The organism is Streptomyces sp. NPDC055632 (genome assembly GCF_053618675.1).
This window is the reverse complement of sequence record NZ_JBSHHY010000014.1, coordinates 168,273-186,245: the sequence shown is the minus strand read 5'-3', so window position 1 is coordinate 186,245 and position 17,973 is coordinate 168,273. Positions and strand designations below refer to the sequence as shown.

Genomic DNA, 17,973 nt, shown 5'->3' with positions numbered 1-17,973 from the left:
GGGCCGGCGGGGCTCCCCGCCGGACCACCGGCCCCTCCCCGTACCCGGGCCCGTACTCAGGCCCCTGTCCGTGCCTCAGCCCCGGCCGACGTACGGCATCGCCGTCGCCATCACCGTCGCGAACTGCACGTTCGCCTCCAGCGGCAGCCCCGCCATGTGCACCACCGTCGCCGCCACGTCCGCCGCGTCCATCACCGGCTCCGGCGCCAGCCGGCCGTCCGCCTGGAGGATGCCGGTCTGCATGCGGGCCGTCATGTCGGTCGCCGCGTTGCCGATGTCGAGCTGGCCGCAGGCGATCCGGTACGGACGCCCGTCCAGGGACAGGGACTTCGTCAGGCCCGTCATCGCGTGCTTCGTCGCCGTGTACGCGATCGAGTGCGGGCGCGGGACGTGGGCCGAGATCGAGCCGTTGTTGATGATCCGGCCGCCCTGCGGCTCCTGCTCCTTCATGGTCCGGAAGGCCGCCTGCGCGCACAGGAACGCGCCCGTCAGGTTGACGTCGACGACCGCCCGCCAGGTCGCCGGGTCCAGGTCCTCGACCGGGGTCCCGCCGCCCGCGAACGTCCCCGCGTTGTTGAAGAGCAGGTCCACGCGCCCGTAGCGGTCCCGTACCGAGGAGAAGAGGGCCGCGACCTGCGTCTCCGACGTCACGTCCGTCGGGACGCACAGGAAGTCCCCGTCCGGGAGGGCCGCCGCCGTCTCCTCCAGGTGCTCCGCCCGGCGGCCCGCGAGCGCCACCGACCAGCCCGCCGCCGCGAGCGCGCGGGCCACGCTCCGGCCGATGCCCGAACCCGCTCCCGTCACCACTGCGATGCTCATGGGCGCGCAGCGTACGCGAGACGCGTGCACCGTGAACTCATCCGTCCGACACGTGGATGTCCTGTACCCGACAACGCGTGGTCGTCCCGGCCCCCTCGAATGACGGACGCACGGCATCCGTCAGGGGAGGGTCACATGAGTCAGACGCATCAGCACGGGCGGGAACTCCGGGAGGCCGCGCGGCACTTCGGGCGGCGGCGGTTCCTCACCGTCACCGGCGCCGCCGCCGCGCTCGCCTTCGCCACCCAACTGCCCGCGGCCGGCTCCGCGGCCGCCGCCGAGCTCGACGCCCGGCGCGTCACCGAGGACCCGTTCACCCTGGGCGTCGCCTCCGGCGACCCCCAGCCCGGCTCCGTCCTGCTCTGGACCCGGCTCGCGCCCCGCCCCTTCGAGCCCGGCGGCGGACTGCCCGACCGGCGGGTCACCGTCCACTGGGAGCTCGCCCACGACGAGCGCTTCCGGCGCGTCGCGCGGCGCGGGGCCGCCACCGCCCACCCCGAGTTCCGGCACACCGTCCACGTCGAGGTCGAGCACCTCGAACCCGGCCGCGCGTACTTCTACCGCTTCCGTGCCGGTGCCTGGACCAGCCCGGTCGGCCGCACCCGCACCGCTCCCGCCCCCGGCGCCCGCAACGCGGCGCTCTCGTTCGCCGCCGTCTCCTGCCAGGCGTACCACGACGGCCACTTCACCGCCCACCGCCACCTCGCCCAGGAGGACGTGGACGTCGTCCTCCACCTCGGCGACTACCTCTACGAGTACGCCGTCAACGCCACCGGCGGCGCCCGCGCCTACACCGACCGCGTCCTGCCGGACCTCTTCAACCGCGAGACGCTCACCCTGGAGGACTACCGGCTGCGCTACGCCCTCTACAAGACCGACCCCGACCTGCGGGCCGCCCACGCCGCCCACCCCTTCGTCGTCACCTGGGACGACCACGAGACCGAGAACAACTACGCGGGCGACACCCCCGAGAACACCGTCCCGCCCGAGGAGTTCCTGCTCCGCCGCGCCGCCGCCTACCGCGCCTACTGGGAGCACCAGCCGCTGCGCCGCCCCCAGCTCCCCGACGGCCCCGACATGAGGCTGTACCGGCGGCTGAGCTTCGGGCGCCTCGCGCAGTTCGACATCCTCGACACCCGCCAGTACCGCTCCGACCAGGCGTACGGCGACGGCTGGCAGGTCCCGGGGCCCGAGTCCGAGGACCCGTCGCGCACCCTGACCGGCGCCGCCCAGGAGCGCTGGCTGCTCGACGGCTGGCGCCGTTCCCGGGCCCGCTGGAACCTCCTGCCGCAGCAGGTCGTCCTCGCCGAGCGCCGCGACCGCCCCACCGCCGACTTCAAGCTCTCCATGGACTCCTGGGACGGCTACCCGGCCTCCCGGCAGCGGATCCTGGCGGGCGCGGAGGCCGCCGGCGTCGAGAACCTGATGGTGCTCACCGGCGACGTGCACGTCTCCTACGGCCTCGACCTCAAGACCGACTTCCGCGACCCGGCCTCCCGGACCGTCGGCACCGAGATCGTCACCACCTCGATCACCAGCGGCAAGGACGGCGCCGACCGCCCCTCGAACTACGACAAGCTCATGCAGGCCAATCCGCACCTGCGGTTCTTCAACGGGCGGCGGGGCTACGTGAAGGTCTCCCTCGACCGCGAGAGCGCCCGCGCCGACTTCCGCACGGTCCCGTACGTGACGACCCCGGGCGCCCCCGTCACCACCGCCGCCTCCTTCGTCACCGAGGCGGGGAACCCGGGGCTCGTCCCGGCGTAGTCCCCCGCGCGGAGGTCACTCCCCGGGATAGCGGACGCCGATGCGGTCCCGTACCGCGTCGAGCGTCCGCATCACCGCGAGCGAGCCGTCCAGCGGCACCAGCGGGGACTCCCTCTCGCCCGCCCGCAGGCAGCGCATCACCTCGGCGGCCTCGTGCCGGAAGGAGTGCGGGTCGTCCCCGGCGACGAACTCCTCGGGCTCGGCGCCGTCGCGGTGCAGGGTGAACCGCTCCGGGAAGAAGAAGCCGCGCGGCACGTCGATCCGGCCGAGCGAACCCGTCACCGAGGCCGTCAGCGGGGTGTCCGCGGCGATCGAGCAGGACAGCAGGGCCGACGCGCCCGTGCCGGACCAGCCGAGGAGCATCCCCGTGTTCAGGTCGACGCCCTCCGGCGAGAGCAGCGCGTGGGCCTGGACCGAGTCCGGCTCGCCGAGCAGGAGCTGCGCGAACGACACCGGGTACACCCCGAGGTCGAGCAGCGCCCCGCCGCCCGTCTTCGGGTCCCGCAGCCGGTGGTCGGCCGCGAACGGGCCCGCGAGCCCGAAGTCCGCCTGGACCGTGCGGACCTCGCCGACCGCCCCGTCGCGCACCAGCTCCGCGATCCGCCGGATCATCGGGTTGCAGTACATCCACATGGCCTCCATCAGGAAGAGGCCGCGGTCCCGGGCGAGGGCGACCAGCTCGGCCGCCTCCCGGGCGTTGAGCGTGAGGGCCTTCTCGCAGAGCACCGCCTTTCCCGCCTCCAGGGCGAGGCCGGCCGCCGTCCGGTGCGCGTGGTGCGGGGTCGCCACGTACACCACGTCGACGTCCTCGTCGGCGAAGAGCCCGGCCCACTCCCCGTACGCCTTCGGTATCCCGAACCGCTCCGCGAAGGCCTTCGCGGGCGCCTCGCTGCGGGAGGCCACCGCCACCACCTCGGCGTCGTCGAGCGTCAGCAGGTCGGTGGTGAACCGCTCCGCGATGCCGCCCGTCGCCAGGATCCCCCAGCGCACCTTCCCGCCCATGTGCCCACCCGTCCCCATGTCCCCGCCCGTCTCGCAGAGGTCTCGACCACGCCGGTCGAGCTGAGAGCATAGGCAAGGTTTCAACGAAATGGAGCGGTCGATGCCGGAGAGCGGTCAGAAGACAACACGAGGGAACATAGACGAAACGGGGCCCGTCGCTCCCGACGCGCCCGGCGCCCTCGCCGCCGCCGGTGTCCCCGCCGCGACCGCCGACCCCGCCGCCCCCGCGCCCGCCGCCCCCGGCGTCACCGCCGCCCGCCGGGCCGGTCTGCTCGTCACCCTCGTCCTGGGCGGCCTCACCGCCCTCCCCCCGCTCTCCATGGACATGTACCTCCCGGCCCTGCCGGAGGTCACCGGCGCGCTGGCCGCGCCCGCCGCCACCATCCAGCTCACCCTCACCGCCTGCCTCGCCGGCATGGCCCTCGGCCAGCTCGTCGTCGGCCCCATGAGCGACAAGTGGGGCCGCCGCCGCCCGCTGCTCGCCGGCATGGTCGTGTACGTCCTCGCCACCGCCGCCTGCGCCCTCGCGCCCACCGCCGAGGCCCTCATCGGCTTCCGGCTGCTCCAGGGCCTCGCGGGCGCCGCCGGCATCGTCATCGCCCGCGCCGTCGTCCGCGACCTCTACGACGGCGTCGAGATGGCCCGCTTCTTCTCCACCCTGATGCTGATCTCCGGCGTCGCCCCGATCGTCGCCCCGCTCATCGGCGGACAGATCCTGCGGATCACCGACTGGCGGGGCGTCTTCCACGTCCTCACCGGCGTCGGCGTCCTGCTCACCCTCGTCGTCCACCGCTTCCTCGCCGAGACGCTGCCGCCCGAGCGGCGGCACGAGGGCGGGGTCGGGCAGGCCCTGCGCACCATGCGGGGACTCCTCGCGGACCGGGTCTTCACCGGCTACATGCTGACCGGCGGCCTCGCCTTCGCCGTCCTCTTCGCCTACATCTCCGCCTCGCCGTTCGTCGTGCAGGAAATTTACGGCGCCTCGCCGCAGACCTTCAGCCTGCTCTTCGGCCTCAACTCCGTGGGCCTCGTCATCGTCGGCCAGATCAACGGCAAGCTCCTCGTCGGCCGCGTCAGCCTCGACAAGGTGCTCGGCTGGGGCCTCGGCACCATCCTCCTCGCCGCGCTCGCGCTGCTCCTCATGACCGGCGGGGTCTTCGGCGAGGTCGGGCTCGTGCCCGTGGCCGCCGGACTCTTCGTCCTGATGTCCGCGATGGGCCTCGCGATGCCGAACACCAACGCCCAGGCCCTGATGCGCACCCCGCACGCCGCCGGATCCGCCTCCGCCCTCCTCGGCACCACCTCCTTCCTCGTCGGCGCCGTCGCCTCCCCGCTCGTCGGCATCGCGGGCGAGCACACGGCCGTCCCGATGGCCGTCGTCCAGCTCACCTGCGCCGTCCTCGCCCTGGTCTGCTTCCTCGGCCTGTGCCGCCCGTGGCGGAAGCCGGCGGCCGGACCCGCCGGACCGGGGAAGGGGCAGGACCCGGCCGCCTAGAATGTCTCGGTGAACGCCTCCGCCCCCTCCGCCGACTCCCTGCGCGCCGCCCTCGCCGGGCTCCTCGGCGGTCTGCCGCCCCACCGGACCGCCCAGGCCGTCGACCGGCTGATCGCCAACTACCGGGGCACCACCCCGACGGACGCCCCCGTGCTCCGCGACCGCTCGGACGTCGCCGCGTACGCCGCGTACCGGATGCCGGCGACCTTCGAGGCGGTACGGGGCACCCTGGACGCCCTGCGGGACGCCGCGCCCGACTGGGAGCCGCGCACCCACACCGACGTCGGCGGCGGCACGGGCGCGGCGAGCTGGGCCGTCGCGGAGGCCTGGGGCGACGCCCCGCCCCGCACCACCGTCCTCGACTGGGCCGAGCCCGCCCTCGCGCTCGGCCGCGAGCTGGCCGGCGGCGTCCTCGACGCGGAGTGGCGGCGCGAGCGGATCGGCGGCGCGCTGCGCCTCGCCGACACGGACCTGGTCACCGTCTCGTACGTCCTCAAGGAGCTGACCGGGGCCGACCGCGCCTCGCTCGTCACCGAGGCGGCCCGCGCGGCGCAGGCCGTCGTGGTGGTCGAGCCGGGCACCCCGGACGGCTACGAGCGGATCATCGCGGCCCGCACCCTGCTCGTCGACGCCGGGTTCACCGTCGCCGCGCCCTGCCCGCACAGCGGGGCCTGCCCGATCGCGCCCGGCACGGACTGGTGCCACTTCTCGGCCCGGGTCAGCCGCTCCTCGCTGCACCGGCAGGTGAAGGGCGGCTCGCTGCCGTACGAGGACGAGAAGTACGCGTACGTGGCCACCACCCGGTTCCCCGTGACCCCTGCGCCCGCCCGGATCGTCCGCAGGCCGCAGATCCGCAAGGGCCTGGTCCAGCTGGAGCTCTGCGACCCCGAGGGCCTCTCCCGCGACACCGTCACCAAGCGTCACGGGCCCCTCTACAAGCAGGCCCGTGACGCGGAGTGGGGCGACCCGTGGCCGCCGGAGGCGGACGGGTCCTGAGCGACCCGCCGCGCGGCTACCGGCGGCTCCCGCGCAGCAGGAACACCGGGGCGAGGACGGCGACGAGGACGACGGTCGCGTTGACGAGGACCGCGCGGCCGATGCCGTCGGGGAGCGTGGCGGCGGTGACGACCACGGCGCTCATGACCGGGGTGCCCAGGGTGATGCCGACCTGCTGGGTCATGGTGGCGATGCCGGTGGCCATGCCCTGCTCGGCGTCGGGCAGCCCGGAGGTGGCCGTCACCATGAAGCCGACGATCGCGAGCATGTTGCCGACGCCGCCCGCCAAGGTGGCGGCGAGCAGCAGCCCGTACGTGCTCCGCCCGTCGCCGAGCCCGACGAGGGAGAGGGTCGCGACGGCCTGGAGGACCCCGCCGGCGATCAGGGCGGTACGGGGCGAGAACCGGCCGATGAAGCGGGGGGCGAGCAGTCCGCCGAGGACCGTGCCCGCGCCCAGGACGCCGAAGGAGAGGCCGGCGGCGAGCGGGGAGAAGCCCAGGACGTCCTGGAGGTGCAGGGTCATCAGGAAGACCAGCGAGGTCTCGGTGGCGAAGGCGACGAGCCCGGCGAGGTTGCCCCAGACGACCGTGCGGCGCTTCAGGACCCGCAGCGGGACGAGGGGCGCGGCGGAGCGCCGCTCGACGAACGGGAAGGCGGTGAGCAGGGCGGCGGCCGCGGCCAGGGCGACGAGGACGCCGGGGTCGGTCCAGCCGTGCTCGCCGGCGGCGGTGAGTCCGTAGACGAGGGCGAGGAGCCCGCCGGTGACGGCGATCGCGCCGGGGACGTCGAGGCGGGGCCGCTCGGCCGGACGGCTCTCCCGGACGACGGCGGGGGCGACGAGCAGGACGGCGAGGGCGACCGGCACGTTGACGAAGAACGCCCAGCGCCAGGAGAGCAGGTCGGTGAGGACCCCGCCGAGGACGGCTCCGGTGGTGAACCCGGCGGACATCAGGGCGCCGTTGAGGCCGAGGGCCTTGTCCCGCAGCGGTCCCTCGGGGAAGGCGGAGGTCAGCAGCGCGAGCCCGGCGGGGGTGACGGCGGCGGTCGCGAGGCCCTGGGCGACACGGGCGGCCATGAGCACTTCGGGCGTGGTGGCGAGGCCTCCGGCGAGCGAGGCGGCGCCGAGGACGGCCATGCCGCCGAGGAAGACCCGGCGGCGGCCGAGGAGGTCGGCGACGCGCCCGAAGAGGAGGGTGAAGCCGGCGGCGGAGAGGGCGAAGGCGGTGGCGATCCACTGGAGGCCGCCGAGGGAGAAGCCGAGTCCCTCCCCGATGACGGGCAGGGCGACGTTCAGGATCGAGAAGTCGACGGCCAGCATGAACTGGGCGACGAGGAGGACGACGAGGACGAGCCGCATGCGCCCGTCCATGCGGGGGGCGGCGGCGGCCTTGGACGCGGCCGGGACGGGCGGTGTGTCGAGGGCAGTCATGAGCGGGACCCCTTAAAGGGACGTCAGTTCCGTTAAGATGGCGCAGACGTTAGCAGAGTGAGGAGCATTAATGGAACAGGATTCCCGTTTGGGTGGGGGCCCGTCGGCCTCGGGCGGGGACCCGTCGGCCGTGCCCGGCACCCGGCGCCCCGGCGGGCGCACCGCCAAGGTCCGCCGCGCCGTCCTCGACGCCACCCGGGACGCCCTGGCGGCCTCCGGCTTCCACACGCTGAACATGGACCAGGTCGCCGCGAGCGCGGGCGTCGGCAAGACCACCGTCTACCGCCGCTGGGGCTCCCCGGTCGGCCTGGTCGCCGACCTCCTGGACGACATGGCCGAGCAGTCCCTGCCCGCCGCCGACACCGGCGGCCTCGCGGGCGACCTGCGGGCCAACGCCGCGCTCGTCCTGGAGACCCTCACCGACCCCCGGATGGGCGCCGTCTTCCGGGCCGTCATCGCCGCGGCCGCCTGCGACGAGGAGTGCGCGCGCGCCCTGGGCGGCTTCTACCGCACCCGCCTGGCCGAGTGGGCCCCGGTGGCGGAGCGGGCCGTGGCCCGGGGCGAACTCCCGGCCGGCACCGACCCGCTCGAACTGCTCCGCGCGGTCTCCGCCCCGCTCTACTACCGCTTCGCCGTCACCCACGAGGAGCCGGTCCCCGCCGACGCCGAACGGGCCGTCACGGCGGCCCTGGCCGCGGCGGCGGCGGGCGCCTTCGTGCCGGGGGGCACGGGCGGGGCCTAGGACCTGCCCGGTGGGGCCTTCACGCCGTCGCCCCCGCACCATGACGCGGTGCGGGGGCGACGGTCCTTCCCGTACGGGGTCCTCAGGGGCCGGTACGGGTCCCCAGGGGCGTGCCGGCCCCTAGGGGCGCAGCTCCTGGGTGCAGCACTTCACGCTGCCGCCGCCCTTGAGCAGCTCGCTCAGGTCCATGCCGACCGGCTCGAAGCCCCGGTCGCGCAGCGGCTCGAAGAGGCCCACCGCCGCCTGCGGCAGCAGGACGTTCCGCCCGTCGCTCACCGCGTTGAGCCCGAAGGCCGCCGCGTCCTCCTCCGTCGCGACCAGGGCGTCCGGGAAGAGGCGGGCCAGCACCGCCCGGCTGCCGGGCGAGAAGGCGCCCGGGTAGTACATGACCTCGTCACCGGCGTCGTCCAGGACGCACAGCGCCGTGTCCAGGTGGTAGTAGCGCGGGTCCACCAGGTCCAGGCCGATCACCGGGCGCCCGAAGAACTCCTGCGCCTCGCCGTGGGAGAGCGGACTGGCGCGGAAGCCGCGCCCGGCGAGGATCCAGGAGGCGGTGACGGCGAAGTCCCCCTCGCCCTCGTTCACGTGCTGCGGGATCCGCAGGTCCTCCTCCGCCCAGCCCCGGGCGCGGAACCAGGCCAGGTGCGCGTCGGCCTCGGCCGCGCGCTCCGGGTACGCGAACCGCGCGCCGAGGACCCGGCCCCCGACGACGGTCGCGCCGTTCGCCGCGAAGACCATGTCCGGGAGCGCCGGGTCCGGCTCCAGGACCTCCACGGTGTGGCCGAGCGCGCGGTAGCGGTCCCGCAGGTCCTCCCACTGGGCGAGGGCGAGCGGCAGGTCGACCGGTTTCGTGGGATCCATCCAGGGGTTGATGGAGTACGTCACCGTGAAGTGCGCGGGTGGGCACATCAGGTAACGGCGGGGCGAGGGCGAGCGCGGAGTGGTGCGCAAGAAGGGCTCCTCACGGACGGACGGGCGGAAGCACCGAGGTGCGGTGGACCCCATGGTCCGCCCTCGGAGCCCCCGGCGCAGTGGACCGTTCGGGTGGTTCGCGCACCACCCGCCACGGCGAGACGCGCCGTCTCGGCCGCGGCTAGATTGACCCCATGCCCAAGCCCAAGCCCATGCCCGATTCCGATCCCGATCCCGACGGCAGAACCGATCCCGACGGCGGAAGCGACCTCGACGGCAGAACCGAGCCGGGTCCCGGTCCCGGTCCCGGTCCCGGACCGGGTCCCGGGACCCGGCTCGGACCGGGGTCCAAGACCGATCCCCGGTCCAGGACCCTCCCCGACGCCTCCCGCCGCAGCGAGCGCTCCCGTCGCGCCATCTTCGACGCCGCCCTCGCCCTCGTCTCCGAGAACGGCTACGCGAAGACCACCGTCGAGGGCATCGCCGCCCGCGCCGGCGTCGGCAAGCAGACCATCTACCGCTGGTGGCCCTCCCGGGCGGCCGTCCTCCTCGACGCCTTCCTCGACCTCCAGGCCCGGGCCGCCGAGGCCGCGGGAGGCGACTCCGGAAGTGAGATCCCCGACACCGGCGACCTCGCCGCCGACCTGAAGCGCGTCCTGCGCGCCACCGTCGACGAGATGAACGACCCCGTCTTCGAGGCCCCCACCCGCGCCCTCGCCGCCGAGGGGATCGCCGACCCCGACCTCGGCGCCCGCTTCACCGCCGCGCTGCTCGAACCCCAGCTCCAGCACTACGCACGCCGTGTCGAGGCGGCCCGGGAGGCCGGTGACGTGGACCCCGGCACCGACCCCCGGCTCGCCGTCGAACTCCTGGTCGGCCCCCTCCACCACCGGTGGATCCACCGCACCCTGCCGCTCACCCACGCCTACGCGGACGCCCTGGTCGACCACGTCCTGCGCGGTCTCGCCCCGAGGGACTGAGGGGCCGGGGAGCACCCCGGTTCCGCACTCCGGTCACCCGGGGCGCAGGATGGTGGGACCATGGGCAGAGCCGAACGGGCGAGCGCGAGGTTGTGAGGGGATAGATGGGCGACGGCATCGGCCGCTACCGCGGCACGGAGAGCAGACTCGCACAGTGGCTGCGCAGGCGTCCCAAACGCAGCGCGGCCGAGGACGAGAACGACCGCGAGAAGCTGCTCCTGGCCGTCGCCGCAGCCGGGCTGCCCCTGGCCCCCGCCGCGTACCCCGTCGGCTACAGCTGTTCCTGCGAGCGGATCGGCTGTCCCACCCCCGCCCGCCACCCCGTCTCCTTCGCCTGGCAGACCCAGTCGACCACCGACCGGGGCCAGATCGAGCGCTGGGCGCGCAACGAGCCCGGGGCGAACTTCGTCACCGCCACCGGCATGGTCCACGACGTCCTCGACGTGCCGCTGGCCGCCGGCCGGGCCGCCCTGGAGCGCCTCCTCGCCGAGGGCGTCGAGGTCGGCCCCGTCGCCCAGTCCCCGGCCGACGGCCCCGACGGCGGCCGGATGCTCTTCTTCACCGCCACCCGCGGCACCCCCGAGGACGAGGACGAGTGGTGGCCCTGTGAGCTCGACTGCCACCCGGAGACCATGGACGAGCACCCGGGGCTCCGCTGGCACTGCCGCGGCAGCTACGTCCTCGTCCCCCCGGCCCGGCTCCCCGGCGACGAGGACGCCCACCCGGTGGTCGCCTGGATCCGCGGCCCCGAGCACCCGCTGCCCGATCCGCTGAACCTCCTGGAGACCCTCCAGGACGCCTGCGCCCGCCACGCGGCCGAGCGCGGGGCGGACGGCGACGGCGGACACGCGGCCCACGAGATCGCCTGGCCGCTGACCCGCTGACCCGCTGAGTCCCGGCCGGAGAGCCGGGGGACCGGAGCGTTACGAGCCCACCGCGCCCACCACGCCCTGGAGCCGGCCCGTGATCGTGACCCCGTCCCGGTCCGTGCCCGCCGGCTTCACCAGGACCGACTGGCTGGACACCCACTCCCGGGTGACCGTGTTCTTCACCTCGCCGGTCATCAGCGCCTTCACGTCCCGGGGCACCTTCGGCCGGTAGCCCGGCGCCGCCGTCTGCCGCTCGAAGTAACGGGTCGCGAAGAAGACCAGCGCGCCCCCGTCCCGGGTCCGCAGCCCCAGCGGCGCGAAGTCCCCCCGGTCGGCGACCCGGTCCGCGTACTGGGTGGCGAGCCCCGGCCGCGCGGCGGTCCTCGCCCGCTGCGCCCGCCACTCGCTGGTGTGCGGACCGGCCGCGAACGCCCCCGGCTTCCCGTCCTTCAGGTACGCGACGTACTCCGCGCCGAGCTTCCCGGGCGCGACCGCCAGCGCGTCGGTGTCCGCGGCGACCGGCACCGCGTACCCCTCCTCCTCGGCGAACTCCGGCACCTCGGTCGCCTTGAGGATGCTGAGGTAGGCGGCCTCCCAGCGCTCCTGGGGGCCGTTGCGCACGAAGACGAGCAGCCAGCGCTGGTCCTTGGACCCCTGGTCGACGTCCCGGTCGGAGTCGACGTCCGCGACGAACCAGCGCGGCCAGCCCGCCTTGCGGGGCAGCAGGAAGCGCGCGTCCGTCAGCTCCAGCGGCCGGTGCTCCCCGTTGCCGTCCGGGTCGGTGATCGCCCGGGCGCGCAGCCCCGCCTGGTTTATCTCCCCGAGCGGTCCGGTGACCCGGTCCGCGTTCAGGGAGGGATCGTTGGCCTTGTCGGCGCGGTTGAAGGCGCTCGTGAACTCCGCCACGGCCTCCGCCGCCTCGGCCTCCGTCGCCGGCGGCAGCAGCGCCAGCTCGCCGTGCACCGTCACGCAGCCGCTCGCCGCCAGCGCCAGGGCGGTCACGGCCGCCGTCGCCGCGAGCAGCCTCACCGGCCGTGCCGGCCGCCGCTCACGCGGTCGTCCCGGCGCTCGCCCCACCCTCAGCCTGCTCATCGGTCGCCTTCTGCTTCTTCACCCGCGCGGACGGACCCGACCCTATCGGGGACAGGAACAGCGCGAGCGCCGGGACCAGATACAGCGCCCACACCGTGACCTGAAGAACCGTCGGGTCCGGCTGGAAGGCGAACGCCCCGCCGAGGAACGTGCCGGACCAGCCGTCCGGCGGCACCGCCGACGAGACCTCGAAGGCGGTGTCCGCGAGGCCGCCGAGGAGGCGCGCGTCCTGGAGGTCCCGCACGCCGGACGCGAGGACGCCCGCCGTCATCACGAGCAGCGCGCCGCCGGTACGGGTGAGGAGCCCCGCCGGACCGGTCCGCACGGCGACCCGGTGGAGGAGCAGGCCGAGGAGGACCGCCGTGAGCAGGCCGAGGAGGACCCAGGTCAGGGGCTCGAACGAGCCGCCGGCGCCGCTCGGCGAAGTCGCCCGCACCGACGCCCACACGAAGAGCGCCGTCTCCGGTCCCTCGCGGCCCACCGCCAGGAAGGCGGTGATGGCCAGCACGCCCGCTCCTGCGCCGAGCGCCGCGCCCTCAGCCTTCGAGCCGAGCGCCGTGTCTCCCGCCCCCGCCCCCGCACCGAGCGCCGCGTTTCCCGCTCCCGCGTCGAGCGTCCCGTCCCCCGTCCCCCGGAGGGCCGCGCGCCGGATCCGGAAGACCGTCCAGGTCACCAGGGCCGCCGCGGCGATCGACAGCGAGCCGCCGATCAGCTCCCGCGCCTCGGGGGTCAGCTCCCGGGAGCCGAACTCCAGGGCGGCGCCGAAGGAGAGGAAGACGCCGACGGCCGCGCCGGCGCCGGCCAGGACCGGCCCCGCGGCGTTCCGGCGCCCGCTCCCCGCCAGGTACGCGACGAGGACGAAGACGATCAGACCGGCCTCCAGGCCCTCGCGCAGGCCGAACAGATAGGTGCCGAGCACGGCTCTCCCCTCCCGGTGTCACGCGTACGGGACCCGGCCCCGCCGGGTGCCCCGGTCACGGCCGCCCCGTGCCGCCGCCGAACGAGTATCCCCGGCGGGGGCCCGCGCGCCGGGCCCGGGTCGGGACCGGTCACGGTCGACGGGCCGTCAGGGGCGCTTCGGGGAAGGCGAACCGCCCGTGCCCGGGTGCCGTACGGGCACGACGAGGGGGACGCCGGTCCGGGGGTGCGGGAACACCTCCACCGGCTGCCGGTAGACCCGGCTCAGGAGCTCCTCGCCGAGCACCTCCGCAGGGGGGCCGTCCACCGCGATCCGGCCCCCGTGCAGCACCCCGACCCGGTCGGCGTGGGCGGCGGCGAGCCCCAGGTCGTGCAGGACCACCACCACGGCGGTCCCGGCCGCCGCCCGCTCCCGGCGCGGCAGCGGTTCCACCGGCGGTGACGACGGCGGCTCGTCCACCACGGGCGGCGGTGGCACCGTCGGCGGTGGCGGCACCGTCGGCGGCGGCACGGCCGGTGGCGGGACCGCCGGAGGGGTCGGCTCGGTCGGTGGCGGGACCGCCGGAGGCACCGGCTCGGTCGGCGGCTCCGGGGCCCTCGCCTCCACCGGTTCGGACGTTCCGGCCGGCCTCCTCGCCGGGGCCGCCGCCCTGACCGTCGCGGCCGGCGCGGCCGTCGTCGTCGCGGCCCGGCGCCGTACCACGGGCTCCTGATCCGCCACCTCCCACCCGGCAGGGCCGCACCCGGAATCCGGGTGCGGCCCTGCCCCCTTGCGGACGAGTGGTTGAATTCCGCCATGAACACGACCGCCACTGACATCGACGTCCTGCGGGTCTTCTGTGCGGGCGACGGCCGGTACGGCAACCCCCTCGGGGTCGTACGGGACGCCCGTACCCACCCCGACGAGTCCTCGCGGCAGGCGCTCGCCAAGGAACTCGGCTTCAGCGAGACGGTGTTCGTGGACGACCCGGAGCGCGGGCTCGTCGACATCTACACGCCGGGCCTCCGGCTGCCGTTCGCCGGGCACCCGCTCGTCGGCGCGGCCTGGCTGCTCGACCTGGAGGTCGTCCACCCGCCGGCCGGCGAGGTGTGGGTGCGCGGCGACGGGGAGTTCACCTGGATCGAGGCGCGCGCGGAATGGGCCCCGCCCCGCACCCTGCGCCGGTACGCCTCCGCCGCCGAGGTGGAGGCCCTGGAGGTGCCGGAGCCCGGGGTTGGGGTATCCCCTGGACGAAGTCCTTGGGGAGGGATCTACGCCTGGGCCTGGGAGGAGGAGGCCGCCGGGCGGATCAGGGCGCGGGCCTTCCCGGGGCGCGGCGACGGCATCGACGAGGACGAGGCCACCGGCGCGGCGGCGCTGCTCCTCACGGCGGAGCTGGGACGGGCCCTGAACATCACGCAGGGCCGGGGGTCGCAGCTTCTCACCGCCCCCGGCCCCGACGGCATCGTGGAACTCGGCGGACGCGTCCGCCTGGAGGGCACGCTCACGCGCTGACCCTCCCGCACGGATCACCGCGTCACGCGCTCAGCGGGAACTCGCTCCCGAGCTGGTGGAAGACCGCGCCGTTGAAGTCGAAGGCGCGCTTGCACTCGTCGATGATCCGCTGCTTCTCCAGGTCGTCGGCGTTCACCCCGTCGAGCAGCTCCCGGTACGCCCGCTTGAACGCGGCCGGGTTGGAGATCTCCTCGAAGACGTAGAAGCGGACGCCGTCGCCCTTGCGCGCGAAGCCCCAGGTGCGCTCCGCCTTGTCGCGGATGATCTGGCCGCCCGACAGGTCGCCCAGGTAGCGCGTGTAGTGGTGCGCCACGTAGCCGGCGGGCCAGTCGCGGGCGCACTCGGCGACCCGCTCGGCGTACGCCTCGGTGGCCGGCAGCGGCGAGAGGCCGTCGCGCCAGTCCGGGCCCCGCAGATGGGCGAGGTCCTGCTCCAGGGCGGCCGTGCGGAACAGCTCGGGCTGTATGAACGGCCCGGCGACCGGGTCCTCGCGCAGCGCCTCCGCGCCCTCCTCCAGGGCCCGGTACACGAACCAGAGCTGCTCCGTGTAGCGCGCGTAGGCGTCGACGCCCAGCCGCCCGCCGAGGAGGTCACCCATGAAGGACGACGTCTCCGCTTCGGTGTGCTGCTCGTGCGACGCCGTGCGGATGAGCGTCGAGAAGGGCGTGTCCAAGGCGTGCCTCCGGGACCGATGGGACGGGAACCAGTGCCGATCCTGCCAAGTTAGGCTTACCTAAGTCAACTGGTTCCCGACGTCCTGTCGGTAAGAGGGCTACCCACTTCCCGGGGCGGGGCAACGTCAGGGCAGGGTCAGGATCTCCGCCCCGTCCTCCGTCACGACGAGGGTGTGCTCGAACTGGGCCGTCCGCTTGCGGTCCTTGGTCACCACGGTCCAGCCGTCGTCCCACATGTCGTAGTCGTGGGTGCCGAGCGTCAGCATCGGCTCGATGGTGAAGGTCATGCCCTTCTTGATCTCGGTGGTGTGGTGCGGGGAGTCGTAGTGCGGCACGATCAGGCCGGAGTGGAAGGACGAGTTGATGCCGTGCCCGGTGAAGTCGCGCACGACCCCGTAGCCGAACCGCTTGGCGTACGACTCGATGACCCGCCCGACGATGTTGATCCGGCGGCCCGGCCGCACCGCCTTGATCGCCCGGTTCAGGGCCTCCCGGGTCCGCTCCACGAGCAGCCGGGACTCCTCGTCGACGTCGCCGCAGAGGTAGGTGGCGTTGTTGTCGCCGTGGACGCCGTGGATGTACGCGGTGACGTCCAGGTTCACGATGTCGCCGTCCCGCAGCACCGTGGAGTCCGGGATGCCGTGACAGATGACCTCGTTGACCGAGGCGCACAGCGACTTCGGGAAGCCGCGGTAGCCGAGGGTGGAGGGGTAGGCGCCGTGGTCGCACATGAACTCGTGCGCGACCCGGTCGAGCTCGTCGGTGGTGACGCCGGGGGCGATGTGCTTGGCGGCCTCCTCCATCGCCTGCGCGGCGATGCGGCCGGCGATCCGCATCCGCTCGACGGTGTCGGAATCCTGCACCTCGGGCCCGGTGTACGGGGTCGGTGCGGGCTTCCCGACGTACTCGGGGCGGCGGATGGAACCCGGAACGGAGCGGTGGGGGGAGAGCTCCCCCGGTACGAGAAGCGACTGGCCAGACATGCCAGCGAGTGTAACGACCGGGTCTGGGGCACCATGATCCTCGGAGGAAGGAGCCGACGATGGCCCTGTTCAAGAAGAGCACCACGGGCAAACCGGGCGAGTGGTACTACTGCCTGGAGCACAAGAAGGTCGAGGAGGGCCCCGAATGCCCCTCGAAGAACCGTTTCGGCCCGTACACCACCCGTGAGGAGGCCTCCCACGCCATGGAGACCGCCCGCGAGCGGAACCTGGAGTGGGAGACCGACCCGCGCTGGCACGACGCCGGCGGGAAGAAGGACGGGGACCCCGAGTAGCCGGTACGGACGTCACGCGGGTCCCGGGGCCGCTCGGACGGGCCCCGGGCCCTCTCCGTCCGGACGGAGAGGGCCCTTCCGCGCCCTCCGGCGCGGCCCCCCGGGCCCCTCGGGCTCAGGCGGTGTCGGCGGCCCCCGCGCGCGCCTTCTCCGCCGCCTCCTGCTGCGCCCTGCGCCGCAGCGAGTCCGCGTCGGTCTCGGAGTCGTACGTCATGAGCTTCGGCAGCGCCGTGCAGAGCAGGGCCACCGAGGCCACACAGGCCACGCCGCCCGTCCAGACCGCCGTCCGGGTGCCGGTCCAGCCCGCCATCACGCCCGCCCGCACCTGGCCGAGCTGCGGGCCGACGCTGTAGGAGAGCACCTCGATGCCGGCGAGCCGGCCGCGCAGCTCCTCCGGGATCGTCTGGTTCCAGATGGTCGAGCGGCCCAGACCGCTCAGCATGTCGCCGGCGCCCGCGAAGGCCAGGCAGAGCAGCACCAGCCACACGTTCCCGAACCAGCCGGCCGCCGCGATGGCCAGGCCCCAGCCGGCCGCGCCGCCGGCCACGAGCAGCCCGTGCCGCCGCACCTTCGAGGTCCAGCCGCTGGTCAGACCGAGGACCAGCGAGCCGACCGAGCCCGCCGCGTACATCAGGCCCAGCGACCAGTCCGCGTCCAGCTCGTCCGCGAGGAACGGGAAGATCGTGTTCGGGAAGGCGAAGAACATCGCCGCCAGGTCGACCGCGTACGTGCCGAGCAGCACCGGCCGCGACCAGGCGTACCGCGCCCCCTCAGCGATGCCCCGCAGCGACGGCTTCTCCGCGTCGTGCGCGGGCGGCGCGGGGGAGAGGCGCCGGCACATCAGGACCGAGACCGCGAAACCGCAGGCCGTCACCGCGTACGCGGGCGCGTGCCCCGCGAACGCCACGACCAGGCCCGCGATCGAGGGGCCCGCGATGGCGCCCATCTGCCAGCGCAGCGAGTTCAGGGCGGCCGCCGCCGTCTGGTGCTCGTGCGGCACGATCCGGGCGAACAGCGAGTCGAGCGCGGGCCGCTGGAGCCCCGCGAGCGCCGAGACGCCGGCCGCGACCACGTACAGCGGCCAGAGCATCGGCTCCGGCAGCACCGCGTTGACCAGCAGGACCACGGCGAGCGCGCCGAGGCCCGCCTCGGTCCACAGGATCACCCGCCGCCGGTCGACCGCGTCCGCGAGCGCCCCGCCGTACAGGCCGAACACCACGAGCGGCACCAGCTCGACCGCGCCCATCGCCCCGACCGCGAGCGGCGAGTTCGTCAGCTCCTTGATCTGGAGCGGCAGGGCGATCATCGCCATCGCGCTGCTGAAGAACGTCACGAGCCCCTGCACCCACAGGAGCCGGAAGTCGCGGGAGGCGCGCCACGGCGCCGTGTCGGGCAGGAGGGCGGAGAGCTTCGAGAACGCGGAGGGCACGAAGGGTCATGTTCCGTCCGGAAGGTGCCGAAGGCAACCTGATTATCGGTGAGGTCCGCCGGCCGTCCGGGCGCGGAC

17 protein-coding genes and 1 pseudogene are annotated in these 17,973 nt (G+C 74.6%); 8 read left to right on the top strand and 10 right to left on the bottom strand.

Annotation, left to right across the window (positions count from 1 at the left end; translation table 11 throughout):
- Positions 1–75 precede the first annotated feature (75 nt).
- Positions 76–819, bottom strand: coding sequence for an SDR family oxidoreductase (locus tag ACWGSR_RS20005; RefSeq protein WP_376235980.1), 744 nt, complete (start codon positions 817–819; stop codon positions 76–78).
- Positions 820–954: 135 nt separating this feature from the next.
- Between ACWGSR_RS20005 and ACWGSR_RS20000 the strand changes: the two genes are divergently transcribed.
- Entirely contained in the window at positions 955–2,586 is a 1,632-nt protein-coding gene (locus ACWGSR_RS20000) for an alkaline phosphatase D family protein (RefSeq protein WP_453567856.1), read from the top strand.
- A 15-nt stretch (positions 2,587–2,601) separates the two neighbouring features.
- On the opposite strand, the gene ACWGSR_RS19995 is transcribed toward ACWGSR_RS20000, so the two are convergent.
- Positions 2,602–3,588 carry a Gfo/Idh/MocA family protein gene (locus ACWGSR_RS19995; protein ID WP_453567853.1) on the bottom strand — a complete coding sequence of 329 codons (987 nt, stop codon included), beginning with the start codon at positions 3,586–3,588 and terminating at the stop codon, positions 2,602–2,604.
- Between the two features lie 100 nt (positions 3,589–3,688).
- Between ACWGSR_RS19995 and ACWGSR_RS19990 the strand changes: the two genes are divergently transcribed.
- Both ACWGSR_RS19990 and ACWGSR_RS19985 read left to right on the top strand, forming a co-directional pair.
- On the top strand, positions 3,689–5,083 hold the full coding sequence (locus ACWGSR_RS19990; RefSeq protein WP_453567851.1) for a Bcr/CflA family multidrug efflux MFS transporter: 1,395 nt from the start codon (positions 3,689–3,691) through the stop codon (positions 5,081–5,083).
- 9 nt (positions 5,084–5,092) lie between these two features.
- On the top strand, positions 5,093–6,079 hold the full coding sequence (locus ACWGSR_RS19985) for a small ribosomal subunit Rsm22 family protein (RefSeq protein ID WP_453567849.1): 987 nt from the start codon (positions 5,093–5,095) through the stop codon (positions 6,077–6,079).
- Positions 6,080–6,095: 16 nt separating this feature from the next.
- On the opposite strand, the gene ACWGSR_RS19980 is transcribed toward ACWGSR_RS19985, so the two are convergent.
- Positions 6,096–7,508, bottom strand: a complete 1,413-nt coding sequence (locus ACWGSR_RS19980) for an MFS transporter (protein ID WP_453567846.1) — start codon at positions 7,506–7,508, stop codon at positions 6,096–6,098.
- A gap of 70 nt (positions 7,509–7,578) precedes the next feature.
- Between ACWGSR_RS19980 and ACWGSR_RS19975 the strand changes: the two genes are divergently transcribed.
- Complete coding sequence (locus ACWGSR_RS19975) at positions 7,579–8,250, top strand: TetR/AcrR family transcriptional regulator (protein ID WP_453567844.1); 672 nt, start codon at positions 7,579–7,581, stop codon at positions 8,248–8,250.
- Positions 8,251–8,370: 120 nt separating this feature from the next.
- Here ACWGSR_RS19975 and ddaH read toward each other — a convergent pair whose 3' ends face one another.
- A complete protein-coding gene (ddaH, locus tag ACWGSR_RS19970) occupies positions 8,371–9,201 on the bottom strand; it encodes a dimethylargininase (RefSeq protein ID WP_376235963.1) in 831 nt (276 codons plus the stop codon).
- A 377-nt stretch (positions 9,202–9,578) separates the two neighbouring features.
- On the opposite strand from ddaH, the gene ACWGSR_RS19965 reads away from it, so the two are divergent.
- Complete coding sequence (locus tag ACWGSR_RS19965; protein WP_453567870.1) at positions 9,579–10,142, top strand: TetR/AcrR family transcriptional regulator; 564 nt, start codon at positions 9,579–9,581, stop codon at positions 10,140–10,142.
- 104 nt (positions 10,143–10,246) lie between these two features.
- Positions 10,247–11,026, top strand: a complete 780-nt coding sequence (locus ACWGSR_RS19960) for a bifunctional DNA primase/polymerase (protein ID WP_376235959.1) — start codon at positions 10,247–10,249, stop codon at positions 11,024–11,026.
- 39 nt (positions 11,027–11,065) lie between these two features.
- Here the strand turns inward: ACWGSR_RS19960 and ACWGSR_RS19955 are convergent, their stop codons facing one another.
- From ACWGSR_RS19955 to ACWGSR_RS19945, 3 genes and pseudogenes are all read right to left on the bottom strand, one after another.
- Positions 11,066–12,103 carry a hypothetical protein gene (locus ACWGSR_RS19955; protein ID WP_376235957.1) on the bottom strand — a complete coding sequence of 346 codons (1,038 nt, stop codon included), beginning with the start codon at positions 12,101–12,103 and terminating at the stop codon, positions 11,066–11,068.
- Positions 12,060–13,022, bottom strand: a complete 963-nt coding sequence (locus tag ACWGSR_RS19950) for an FTR1 family iron permease (RefSeq protein ID WP_453567840.1) — start codon at positions 13,020–13,022, stop codon at positions 12,060–12,062. Before ACWGSR_RS19950 ends, ACWGSR_RS19955 begins: the two co-directional genes overlap by 44 nt.
- 147 nt (positions 13,023–13,169) lie before the next feature.
- Positions 13,170–13,436 (bottom strand): annotated as a pseudogene (locus tag ACWGSR_RS19945) (hemin ABC transporter ATP-binding protein); the annotation flags it as partial.
- A gap of 381 nt (positions 13,437–13,817) precedes the next feature.
- Here ACWGSR_RS19945 and ACWGSR_RS19940 point away from each other — a divergent pair.
- Entirely contained in the window at positions 13,818–14,516 is a 699-nt protein-coding gene (locus ACWGSR_RS19940; RefSeq protein ID WP_453567837.1) for a PhzF family phenazine biosynthesis protein, read from the top strand.
- Between the two features lie 22 nt (positions 14,517–14,538).
- Here the strand turns inward: ACWGSR_RS19940 and ACWGSR_RS19935 are convergent, their stop codons facing one another.
- Entirely contained in the window at positions 14,539–15,189 is a 651-nt protein-coding gene (locus ACWGSR_RS19935; RefSeq protein WP_453567835.1) for a biliverdin-producing heme oxygenase, read from the bottom strand.
- Positions 15,190–15,315: 126 nt separating this feature from the next.
- Positions 15,316–16,173, bottom strand: a complete 858-nt coding sequence (gene map, locus ACWGSR_RS19930) for a type I methionyl aminopeptidase (protein ID WP_376235946.1) — start codon at positions 16,171–16,173, stop codon at positions 15,316–15,318.
- Positions 16,174–16,232: 59 nt separating this feature from the next.
- Here map and ACWGSR_RS19925 point away from each other — a divergent pair, with 59 nt between their 5' ends.
- On the top strand, positions 16,233–16,466 hold the full coding sequence (locus tag ACWGSR_RS19925) for a hypothetical protein (protein ID WP_376235943.1): 234 nt from the start codon (positions 16,233–16,235) through the stop codon (positions 16,464–16,466).
- A gap of 115 nt (positions 16,467–16,581) precedes the next feature.
- Here the strand turns inward: ACWGSR_RS19925 and ACWGSR_RS19920 are convergent, their stop codons facing one another.
- Positions 16,582–17,895, bottom strand: coding sequence for an MFS transporter (locus ACWGSR_RS19920; protein ID WP_376235941.1), 1,314 nt, complete (start codon positions 17,893–17,895; stop codon positions 16,582–16,584).
- Positions 17,896–17,973 lie beyond the last annotated feature (78 nt).

What these genes read in the sequence shown, in the direction of transcription:
- ACWGSR_RS20005 (WP_376235980.1), bottom strand. Translation starts at nt 819, where the DNA reads ATGAGCATCGCAGTGGTGACGGGAGCGGGTTCGGGCATCGGCCGGAGC.
- ACWGSR_RS20000 (WP_453567856.1), top strand. Translation starts at nt 955, where the DNA reads ATGAGTCAGACGCATCAGCACGGGCGGGAACTCCGGGAGGCCGCGCGG.
- ACWGSR_RS19995 (WP_453567853.1), bottom strand. Translation starts at nt 3,588, where the DNA reads ATGGGCGGGAAGGTGCGCTGGGGGATCCTGGCGACGGGCGGCATCGCG.
- ACWGSR_RS19990 (WP_453567851.1), top strand. Translation starts at nt 3,689, where the DNA reads ATGCCGGAGAGCGGTCAGAAGACAACACGAGGGAACATAGACGAAACG.
- ACWGSR_RS19980 (WP_453567846.1), bottom strand. Translation starts at nt 7,508, where the DNA reads ATGACTGCCCTCGACACACCGCCCGTCCCGGCCGCGTCCAAGGCCGCC.
- ACWGSR_RS19975 (WP_453567844.1), top strand. Translation starts at nt 7,579, where the DNA reads ATGGAACAGGATTCCCGTTTGGGTGGGGGCCCGTCGGCCTCGGGCGGG.
- ACWGSR_RS19960 (WP_376235959.1), top strand. Translation starts at nt 10,247, where the DNA reads ATGGGCGACGGCATCGGCCGCTACCGCGGCACGGAGAGCAGACTCGCA.
- ACWGSR_RS19955 (WP_376235957.1), bottom strand. Translation starts at nt 12,103, where the DNA reads ATGAGCAGGCTGAGGGTGGGGCGAGCGCCGGGACGACCGCGTGAGCGG.
- ACWGSR_RS19940 (WP_453567837.1), top strand. Translation starts at nt 13,818, where the DNA reads ATGAACACGACCGCCACTGACATCGACGTCCTGCGGGTCTTCTGTGCG.
- map (WP_376235946.1), bottom strand. Translation starts at nt 16,173, where the DNA reads ATGTCTGGCCAGTCGCTTCTCGTACCGGGGGAGCTCTCCCCCCACCGC.
- ACWGSR_RS19925 (WP_376235943.1), top strand. Translation starts at nt 16,233, where the DNA reads ATGGCCCTGTTCAAGAAGAGCACCACGGGCAAACCGGGCGAGTGGTAC.